Raw genomic sequence first — 9,342 nt, forward strand, 5'->3', positions numbered from 1 at the left:
GCCGGCATGTGGCTCGAACGGATCTCGCACGTCGGCCTGGCCAAGGGCACCCCCACCAAGCCGGACCTCGAGCCCATGCCGGACGTCGAGCTCAGCCTGACCGCCCGGAGCGGGTCGGGCTGCCCCGGAACCCCCCACCCGCAACCAAGAAACGATCAGTGATCGGCGCTGTTCCAGTCCCGACCGAGGCCGACCGACACCTCCAGCGGCACCGACAACGGGTACGCCCCGCCCATCTCCCGCCGGACCAGGGCCTCCAACGACTCCCGCTCACCCGGGGCGACCTCGAAGACCAACTCGTCGTGCACCTGCAACAGCATCCGCGAGCGCAGCCCAGCCTCGCGCAGCGCGGTGTCGACGTGCAGCATCGCCACCTTGATGATGTCGGCGGCGGAGCCCTGGATGGGAGCGTTGAGCGCCATCCGCTCCGCGATGTCACGGCGCTGCCGATTGTCACTGACCAGGTCGGGCAGGTAGCGGCGACGGCCGAGGATGGTGGAGGTATAGCCGTCCTGACGGGCCCGGGCTACCACCTGCTGGAGGTAGTCGCGCACCCCACCGAAGCCGGCGAAGTAGTTCTCCATCAGCCCGCGCGCCTCTTCGGTGCTGATGCTGAGCTGTTGGGACAGGCCGAAGGCGCTCAGACCGTACGCCAGGCCGTAGTTCATGGCCTTGATCTTGCGGCGTTGGTCGGGGGTGACCTCGCCGAGCGGCACCCCGAAGACCGACGAGGCGGTGGCGGCGTGGAAGTCGGCGCCGGAGTTGAACGCGTCGATAAGTGCGTCGTCCGAGCTGAGGTGCGCCATGATGCGCATCTCGATCTGGCTGTAGTCGGCCGTGAGCAGGCACTCGTAGCCGTCTCCCACCACGAAGGCCCGCCGGATCCGACGGCCCTCCTCGGTGCGGATCGGGATGTTCTGCAGGTTGGGCTCGGTGGAGGAGAGCCGACCGGTGGCCGCCACGGTCTGGTTGAAGGTGGTGTGGATCCGCCCGTCGTCGGAGACCGACTTCAGCAGCCCGTCGACTGTCGACTTGAGCTTGGCCACGTCCCGGTGACGCAGCAGGTGGGCCAGCACCGCGTGCGGCTGCTGCGCGTAGAGCCACTGCAGGGCGTCGGCGTCGGTGGTGTAACCCGTCTTGATCTTCTTGGTCTTCGGCAGACCCAGCTCGGTGAAGAGGATCTCCTGCAACTGCTTGGGCGAGCCGAGGTTGAACTCCCGCCCCACCGCCTCGTACGCGCCCTGTGCGGCGGCCTTCACCTCGGCGGCGAAGTGGGCCTCCAGCTCGGAGAGGTAGTGGGTGTCGGCGGCGATGCCGGTGCTCTCCATGGTGGCCAGCACCCGCATCAACGGCAGCTCCACGCCGGCCATCAGCCGGGCGGACTGCTCGCCGTCGCGGGACAGCTCGGCGTCGATCGCGTCGGCCAGGTCGAGGGTGGCGCGGGCCTGGAGCATCAGGTTCTGCTCGACCACCCCTTCGTCGCCGAGGCCGTCGAGGGTGAGCTGGCCGGACTCCGGGACGTCGACCCGCAACTCGCGGTGCAGGTAGCGCAACGCCAGGTCGGTCAGGTCGTAGGAGCGCTGGTCGGGGCGGGCCAGGTACGCGGCGATCTGGGTGTCCCGGACGATGCCGGCGAGCTGCCAGCCGTGCGCGGCGCAGGCCAGCACGGCCGGCTTGCTGTCGTGCAGCACCTTGGGACGCTGCTCGTCGGCCAACCAGCTGGCCAGGGCGCCCTCGTCGGTCGGGTCGAGCTGCGCCGGGTCGACCCAGGCCGCCGCGCCGCCGGCGGTGGCCAGCGCGAGACCGGTGATCGAGGCGGTGTGCCGGCGGTTGGGACCGGTGTCGAGTTTGACCGCCAACCCGACCGGGGCGCCGGTCGGGACGTGCGTGGTCAGCCACCCGGCGAGCGCGCCGGGCTCGGTGAGCACCTCGCCGGTGAGGTCGAAGCCGGACTCGGCCTCCGGCTCGACCGCCTCCAGGTACTGGTAGAGACGGTCGCGCAGGATGCGGAACTCCAGGGTGTCGAAGACCTGGTGCACCGCCTCCCGGTCCCAGCCTGTCCAGCGGCTGTCCTCCGGGCGTAGCGGCAGCTCCAGGTCGGAGACGAGGCAGTTGATCTCGTAGTTGCGGATCACGTCGGCGAGCCGCTCCCGCAGGCTGTCGCCGGCCTTGCCCTTGATCTCGTCGGCCCGGGCGATCACGCCGTCCACCCCGCCGTACGTGGTGATCCACTTGGCAGCGGTCTTCGGGCCGACGCCCGGGATGCCGGGCAAGTTGTCACTGGTCTCGCCGACCAGCGCGGCGAGGTCCCGGTACTGCTGTGGCGGCACACCGTACTTCGCCTCGATCGCCGCCGGGTCCATCCGGGCCAGGTCGGAGACGCCCTTACGCGGGTAGAGGACGGTGATCTGATCGTCGACCAGCTGGAACGCGTCGCGGTCACCGCTGCTGATCAACACCGACATGCCCTGGTCGCGAGCCTGGCAGGCGAGCGTGGCGATGACGTCGTCGGCCTCGAAGCCCTCTTTCTCCACCACCGGGATCTGGAGCGCGGCCAGGACCTCCTTTACCAGGCTGACCTGGCCCTTGAAGTCGGTCGGGGTCTCACTGCGGCCGGCCTTGTACTCCGCGTACTTGTCGGTGCGGAAGGAGTGGCGGGAGACGTCGAAGGCCACGACGATGTGGGTGGGCTGCTCGTCGCGCAGCACGTTGATCAGCATCGAGGTGAAGCCGTACACCGCGTTGGTCGGCTGCCCCGTCGTGGTGGAGAAGTTTTCCACAGGCAAGGCGAAGAAAGCCCGGTATGCCATGGAATGTCCGTCGACAAGGAGCAGGCGCGGTGTCGTAGCTGTCACGGCAGCGACTCTAGCCCGCCGCTACGACAGGATGAGACACCGGCACGACGCCCGGCGCGGCCGTTCGGGACGGCCGCGCCGGGTGCCGGCTCAGAGCACCTTTGCCAGGAACGCCTTCGTCCGGTCGTGCTGGGGGTTGGCGATCACCTCGCGCGGCGCACCGGACTCCACCACCACGCCGTCGTCCATGAAGACCAGCGAGTCGCCGACCTCCCGGGCGAAGCCGATCTCATGGGTCACCACGATCATCGTCATGCCGTCGCGGGCCAGGTCCTTCATCACGTCGAGCACCTCGCCGACCAGCTCCGGGTCCAGCGCGCTGGTGGGCTCGTCGAAGAGCATCAGCTTCGGCTGCATCGCCAACGCCCTGGCGATGGCCACCCGCTGCTGCTGCCCGCCGGAGAGCTGCGCGGGGTAGTTGCCCAGCTTGTCGCCGAGCCCGACCCGCTGGAGCAGCGCGGCGGCCCGGTCCCGGGCGGCGGCCTTGCGCTCCCGGCCCGACAGCACCGGCGCCTCGGCGACGTTCTGCAGGGCGGTCATGTGCGGAAACAGGTTGAACCGCTGGAACACCATGCCGATCGCGCGGCGCTGGGTGGCGATCTCCTTCTCCCGCATCTCGTGCAGCTTGCCGCCGCGCTCCCGGTAGCCGATCAGGTCGCCGTCCACCCGGATCCGGCCAGCGTTGATCTTCTCCAGATGGTTGATGCAGCGCAGGAACGTCGACTTGCCCGAGCCGGAGGGCCCGAGCAGACAGCAGACCTCGCCGCTGCGGACCTCCAGGTCGATGCCCTTGAGCACCTCCACCGACCCGAACGACTTGTGCACCTGCTCAGCGCGGACCATCACGCCGTCGCCGGCCGTTCCCGCGGCATCCGCCGGTGTCGTCACCTGCTTCATCACCGACCCGCCTCGCTCGCGCTACCGCCGGCCTCCGCGGTGATCCCGCGCAGTCTGATCTTCGCTTGGGCGCTCTTGCCGAACCCCTTGGAGAAGTGCCGCTCCAGGTAGTACTGCCCGACGAGCAGCACGCTGGTCAGCAGCAAGTACCACAGGCAGGCCGCCACGTACATCGGGAAGACCTGGAAGGTTCGGTTACCCACGGCCTTGAGCTGGAAGAACAGCTCGGTGGAGACCGGTACGAAGGCCACCAGCGAGGTGTCCTTGAGCATCGCGATGGTCTCGTTGCCGGTCGGCGGGATGATCACCCGCATCGCCTGCGGCAGCACGATGCGGCGCAGGATCTGGGTACGGCTCAGGCCCAGCGCCTGTGCCGCCTCGGTCTGCCCCTCGTCCACCGACTGGATCCCGGCCCGAACGATCTCGGCCATGTACGCCGCCTCGGAGAGCCCGAGCGCCAGCATGCCGGCGACGAATCCCGTGAGGATCTCCAGCGCGGAGAAGCCGAACAGACGTGCCTCGAAGTCGTCGACGCCGAAGAGCGCGCCGATCTGCCGGTCGAACGGAAGCCCGAACTCGATCCGGGCCCAGAGGATGCCGAGGTTGCCGAAGAGGATCGCCAGCACCAGCCGGGGCACCGCCCGGAAGAACCAGGTGTACGCCCAGGAGACGCCCCGCAAGATCGGGTTCTCCGACAACCGCATGATGGCGACGACAACGCCGAGACTGACGCCGATCACCATCGCGAGCACTGTCAGCGCGAGCGTGCCGCGCAGACCCTCCATGATCGGCGGCCGGAACATCTCGTCGACCATGAACGCCCAGTTGAACGCCTTGTTCGTCACCAGCAGGTGGACGAACATGGCCACCAGCACCCCGATCACGGCGACCGCTACCCAACGCCCGGGATGCCGGACGGGCACGGCCTGGATGGGTTCCGGCCGTGCCCGTTCGGTTGTGTCCGTTTCCGACGACATGCGTCAGCTGGCGGGGTTCAGCGCCGAGGAGGTGATGGCGCCGCCCTCGACGCCCCACTTCTTCAACGCGGTCTGGTACGAGCCGTCAGCGATGACCGCCTGGACGGCCTCCTTGAGCACCTCGGCGAAGGCGGTCTGGTCCTTCTTGACGGCGTAGCCGTACGGGGCGGACTCGTAGATCTCGCCGACCAGCTCCAGCGAGCCGTTGCTCTGCTTCACCGCGTACGCCCCGACCGGCGAGTCGGCCAGCATGGCGTCGTTCTTGCCGCTGAACACGGCGGCGGTGGCGTCGCTCTGCGCCTGGTACTGGTCGATGGTGATCGCCGGCTTGCCGCCGGTGGTGCACTTCTTCGACCGGGCGGTGATGTCGTCGAGCTGCACGGTGCCGGTCTGCACGGCGATCTTCTTGCCGCAGGCGTTCTCAGTGTCGATCTTGGCCGCGTTGCCGGCCTTGGTCACCCACTGGGTGCCGGCGGAGAAGTAGCTCACCATGTTGACGCTCTTGAGCCGCTCGGCGTTGATCGTGAACGACGACACGCCGATCTCGTACTTGGCGGAGTCGACACCGGGCAGGATCGCGTCGAAGGGCGCCGACTCGTACTCGGCCTTGAGACCGAGCTTCTGCGCCACCGCGTTGAACAGCTCGACGTCGAACCCGACCACCGTCTTGCCGTCCTGGTCCAGGAACTCCGCCGGGGCGTACGTCGAGTCGGTGCCGACCTTGATCACACCGTCGGACTTGATGGCGTCGGGCACCTTCCCGGCCAGCGCCGAGTCGGCCGCCGCCGTGACGGTCGGACCGGCACCGGGCGAGCCGCTGTTTTCCTTCTCCCCACACGCCGTCAGCGAGAGGGCGATCAGCGCCGCACTGGCGGCACCGAGCGCCGCCCGGCGGGCACCGTTGGTAATGAACATGTCTCTGCACTCCTTGCGTGAGGGGTGTGACGGCCGCTCAGGCCACGCCGAGGTATGCCTCTTTGACCGCCGGGTCGTGCAGCAGCTCGGCGCCGGTTCCGGTCTTGACGATCTTGCCGGTCTCGAGCACGTACGCCCGGTGTGCTCGGGCCAGCGCCTGCTGCGCGTTCTGCTCCACCAGCAGGACTGTGGTGCCCTGCTCGTTGATCTCCTTGATGATGTCGAAGATCTGTTGGATCAGCATCGGCGCCAACCCCATCGAGGGCTCGTCGAGCAACAGCAGCTTGGGCCGGCTCATCAACGCCCTACCGACCGCCAGCATCTGCTGCTCGCCGCCGGAAAGGGTACCTCCGGCCTGCTTACGTCGCTCCGCGAGCCTGGGGAAGAGGTCGAGCACCCGGGCCAGGTCCTCGGCGATCCCGGCACGGTCGCGCCGGGTGTACGCCCCCATGTCCAGATTCTCGAGCACCGACATGCCGGGGAAGATCCCCCGGCCCTCGGGCGCCTGGCAGAGCCCCCGCCGGACCCGCAGGTCCGCCCGGAGCTTGGAGATGTCCTCGCCCTCGAAGCGGATGCTGCCGGTGGCGATCGGCCGAATGCCGGAGATCGCCCGCATGGTGGTCGACTTCCCGGCGCCGTTGGCGCCGATCAGCGCGACGATCTCACCCTCGGCCACGGTCAGGCTGATGCCGTGCAACGCCTGGATCCGCCCGTAGAGCAGGCTCACATCCTCGATCTCAAGCAACATCGTCCGGCACCCCCAGGTACGCCGCGACCACCTTCGGGTTGTCCCGCACCTCGGCGGGCAGCCCTTCGGCGATCTTCTTTCCGAACTCCAGCACGACGATCCGGTCAGTGACGCCCATGACCAGGCGCATGTCGTGCTCGATCAGCAGCACTGTCACGCCGGTGTCCCGGACCTGCCGGATGAGCTGGAGCAGCTCCTCCTTCTCCGCCGGGTTGAAGCCGGCGGCCGGCTCGTCCAGGCAGAGCAGCACCGGATCGGTGGCCAGCGCCCGGGCGATCTCCAACCGCCGCTGCTCCCCGTAGGAGAGGTTGCGGGCGAACTCGTGCAGCCGGTGCCGGATGCCGACGAACTCCAGCAGCCGCTCGGCCTTCTCCCGTCCCTCACGCTCCTCGCGCCGGTGCCGAGGCAACCGGAACAGAGCGGAGAGCACGCTGGTCTTGTGGTGCGCGTCCGCGCCGACCTGGACGTTCTCCAGGGCGGTCATCTCCGGGAACAGGCGGATGTTCTGGAACGTCCGGGCCATACCCATCTGGGTGATCTGGTGGCGCTTCTTCCCACTGATCTTGCCGCCACGGAACCGGATCTCACCCTTGGTGGGCTGGTAAATGCCGGTCATCGCGTTGAAGCAGGTGGTCTTGCCAGCGCCGTTCGGGCCGATCAGCCCGAGGATCTCCCCCTTGTAGAGGGTGAAGTTGACGTTGTCGAGCGCGACCACGCCGCCGAAGCGCAGCGTGACGTTGTCGACCTCCAGCAGCGGCTCCCGAGTGGGGACCGCCTCCATCGCCGGCGCGCCGGCCTGCGCCGGAACAGCCGGCGTCTGATCGGTGTCACTCACCGACGATCACCTCCTTGCGACGGTCTTTGAACTCCGCCGCCCGTCGTCGGTTCGGAATCAGGCCCTCCGGCCGGAAGATCATCATCACCACGAGGACCAGACCGAAGATCAGGAACCGGTACTCGTACAGCTCCACGCCGAACAGCTCGATGCCGCGGAACCGCTCGATCATGTACGCCACCAGGCCACCACCGACGATCGCGCCGACGATGTTGCCCGAACCACCGAAGATCACCGCCGCCAGGATGATGATCGAGTTGAGCAGCTCGAAGTTCTGCGAGTTGACGAAGTTCTGCTTACCCGCGAACAGCGCGCCGGCCAGACCGGCGATCGCGGCACCCGAGGCGAACGCCCAGAGCTTGAACTTGAACGTCGGCACACCCATCAGCTGCGCGGCGTCCTCGTCCTCCCGGATCGAGATCCAGGCCCGACCGACCCGACTGTGCGTCAGGTTCCGCACACCGATCACCACCAGGATGATCAGCGTGAGCACCAGCCAGTAGTACGGCCGGGCGTCCAGCACGCCGAAGAACGGCTTGCCGTCGGCGTACTTGCCGGGCGGGTGCGGGATCTGGTTGAAACCCCGCTGACCCTTGAGGAACTCCGAGCTGACCGCGGCGATCCGGATCATCTCGGCGAAGCCGAGCGTCACGATCGCCAGGTAGTCACCACGCAGACGCAGCGTCGGCGTACCGAGCATCACACCCGAGAGCATGGTCAGCCCGATCGCCAGCGGCACCACGAGCAGCCACGGCCAGAGCGTCTTCAGGTTGCTGCTCGGCGAGGTCAGCACCGCGACCGTGTACGCCCCGACGGCGAAGAAGCCGAAGTAGCCCAGGTCGAGCAGGCCGGCGAAACCGACAACGATGTTCAACCCGACGGCCAGCAGCACGTAGATCGAGACGGTGAACAGCACCTGCGTGAAGTTCGCACCAGGGGTCGGGATCGGCCCGAGATACTGGTAGAACTCCCTGTTCGGCAGCGCGTAGAAGAACGCGATCACCGCGACCAGCAACGCCCAACGCACCCAGCGTGGCGCGCCGCGCCACCGTTCTCCGGCCGCCTCGCGGCCAGAGCGCACCCTCTCCAGGACGGTCGTCATGCCCGTGCCCTCCCCAGCGATTCGCCCAGCAGACCCGTCGGCCGGAACATCAGCAGCACCACCAACACCGCGAAGGCGGCGAAGTCCTTCCACTGACTGCCGAACAGACCAGCGGCGTAGTTCTCCACCACGCCCAGCAGCAGGCCACCGATCAGCGCGCCGCGCAGGTTGCCGATACCACCCAGCACCGCGGCGGTGAAGGCCTTGAGCCCCAGCAGGAAGCCGACGCTGTAGGTCAGGGTCTGGATCCGCACGTCGTAGAGCAGACCGGCCACGCCGGCCATCGCACCACCGGTGATGAAGACCATCAGGATGATCCGGTCCTTGTTCACGCCCATCAGCGCGGCGGTGTTGGCGTCCTGGGCCACGGCCCGGATGCCCCGGCCGGTACGGCTGCGGTTGATGAAGAGGTCCAGCAGGACCATCATCAGCAGCGCCGCGCCAATCGTCAGCAGCTGGATCGAGTCGATCGGCACGCCGAAGAGGTGGAACAGCGGTTTGCTGCTCACCAGGCTGGGCGCGCCCTCCGGCAGTCGGCGGGTCCAGATGCCGAAGGCCTCGGAGATCGCGATCGAGGCACCGATCGCGGTGATCAGGAAGGCCAGCGGCGGAGCGTTGCGCTTACGCAACGGCCGGTACGCCACCCGCTCGATCACCGTCGCGGTGCCCGCCGAGGCGATGGCGGCGACGATCATCGCCACCAGCAGGTAGAACAGGATCGATCCAATTCCGCTGACCTGCGAGTTCTGGTCGAGTCCAAAGCCGTTCCAGGTCCAGATCGCCGCGAACGCGCCGGCGATGAAGACCTCTGAGTGAGCGAAGTTGATGAGTCTCAGCACGCCGTAGACCAGCGTGTAGCCGAGCGCGACCAGGGCGTAGATCGCGCCCTGGGTCAGGCCGGTCGTGGTGAGTTCCCCGAAGTTGGAGAACAGTCCATTGAAGTCCAAGGGAGGGACGCTCCATCACGTCTGGAGAGAAAATTGGGGTGCGGCCGGGAGCGAGCAGCTCCCGGC

8 protein-coding genes are annotated in these 9,342 nt (G+C 67.9%); all 8 read right to left on the minus strand.

Going from position 1 to position 9,342, the window contains the following annotated elements; translation table 11 throughout:
• Nucleotides 1–155: 155 nt before the first annotated feature.
• The 8 genes from polA to AB0C20_RS32645 all read right to left on the minus strand — a co-directional run bounded on the left by polA (nucleotide 156) and on the right by AB0C20_RS32645 (nucleotide 9,276).
• On the minus strand, nucleotides 156–2,855 hold the full coding sequence (polA, locus tag AB0C20_RS32610; RefSeq protein ID WP_357190369.1) for a DNA polymerase I: 2,700 nt from the start codon (nucleotides 2,853–2,855) through the stop codon (nucleotides 156–158).
• Between the two features lie 90 nt (nucleotides 2,856–2,945).
• The gene (locus AB0C20_RS32615; RefSeq protein ID WP_357190371.1) at nucleotides 2,946–3,752 is read right to left on the minus strand and encodes an amino acid ABC transporter ATP-binding protein; all 807 of its coding nucleotides are present in this window, start codon (nucleotides 3,750–3,752) and stop codon (nucleotides 2,946–2,948) included.
• Nucleotides 3,752–4,729, minus strand: a complete 978-nt coding sequence (locus tag AB0C20_RS32620; RefSeq protein ID WP_112582677.1) for an amino acid ABC transporter permease — start codon at nucleotides 4,727–4,729, stop codon at nucleotides 3,752–3,754. Before AB0C20_RS32620 ends, AB0C20_RS32615 begins: the two co-directional genes overlap by 1 nt.
• A gap of 3 nt (nucleotides 4,730–4,732) precedes the next feature.
• Nucleotides 4,733–5,644, minus strand: a complete 912-nt coding sequence (locus AB0C20_RS32625; protein WP_357190374.1) for an ABC transporter substrate-binding protein — start codon at nucleotides 5,642–5,644, stop codon at nucleotides 4,733–4,735.
• A 37-nt stretch (nucleotides 5,645–5,681) separates the two neighbouring features.
• The gene (locus AB0C20_RS32630; RefSeq protein ID WP_124853574.1) at nucleotides 5,682–6,392 is read right to left on the minus strand and encodes an ABC transporter ATP-binding protein; all 711 of its coding nucleotides are present in this window, start codon (nucleotides 6,390–6,392) and stop codon (nucleotides 5,682–5,684) included.
• Nucleotides 6,382–7,173, minus strand: a complete 792-nt coding sequence (locus AB0C20_RS32635; protein ID WP_357190430.1) for an ABC transporter ATP-binding protein — start codon at nucleotides 7,171–7,173, stop codon at nucleotides 6,382–6,384. The genes AB0C20_RS32630 and AB0C20_RS32635 overlap by 11 nt, the downstream gene beginning before the upstream one ends.
• A gap of 46 nt (nucleotides 7,174–7,219) precedes the next feature.
• A complete protein-coding gene (locus AB0C20_RS32640; protein ID WP_091407909.1) occupies nucleotides 7,220–8,329 on the minus strand; it encodes a branched-chain amino acid ABC transporter permease in 1,110 nt (369 codons plus the stop codon).
• Nucleotides 8,326–9,276 carry a branched-chain amino acid ABC transporter permease gene (locus AB0C20_RS32645; protein ID WP_124815745.1) on the minus strand — a complete coding sequence of 317 codons (951 nt, stop codon included), beginning with the start codon at nucleotides 9,274–9,276 and terminating at the stop codon, nucleotides 8,326–8,328. Before AB0C20_RS32645 ends, AB0C20_RS32640 begins: the two co-directional genes overlap by 4 nt.
• Nucleotides 9,277–9,342 lie beyond the last annotated feature (66 nt).

The organism is Micromonospora sp. NPDC048843 (assembly GCF_040649965.1).
Classification (GTDB): Bacteria; Actinomycetota; Actinomycetes; order Mycobacteriales; family Micromonosporaceae; genus Micromonospora; species Micromonospora hortensis.

Excerpts from the sequence above, each read along its gene's own strand:
- AB0C20_RS32635 (WP_357190430.1), bottom strand. The coding sequence starts at position 7,173 with ATGGAGGCGGTCCCCACTCGGGAGCCGCTGCTGGAGGTCGACAACGTC.
- AB0C20_RS32630 (WP_124853574.1), bottom strand. The coding sequence starts at position 6,392 with ATGTTGCTTGAGATCGAGGATGTGAGCCTGCTCTACGGGCGGATCCAG.
- AB0C20_RS32625 (WP_357190374.1), bottom strand. The coding sequence starts at position 5,644 with ATGTTCATTACCAACGGTGCCCGCCGGGCGGCGCTCGGTGCCGCCAGT.
- AB0C20_RS32615 (WP_357190371.1), bottom strand. The coding sequence starts at position 3,752 with ATGAAGCAGGTGACGACACCGGCGGATGCCGCGGGAACGGCCGGCGAC.
- AB0C20_RS32620 (WP_112582677.1), bottom strand. The coding sequence starts at position 4,729 with ATGTCGTCGGAAACGGACACAACCGAACGGGCACGGCCGGAACCCATC.
- AB0C20_RS32640 (WP_091407909.1), bottom strand. The coding sequence starts at position 8,329 with ATGACGACCGTCCTGGAGAGGGTGCGCTCTGGCCGCGAGGCGGCCGGA.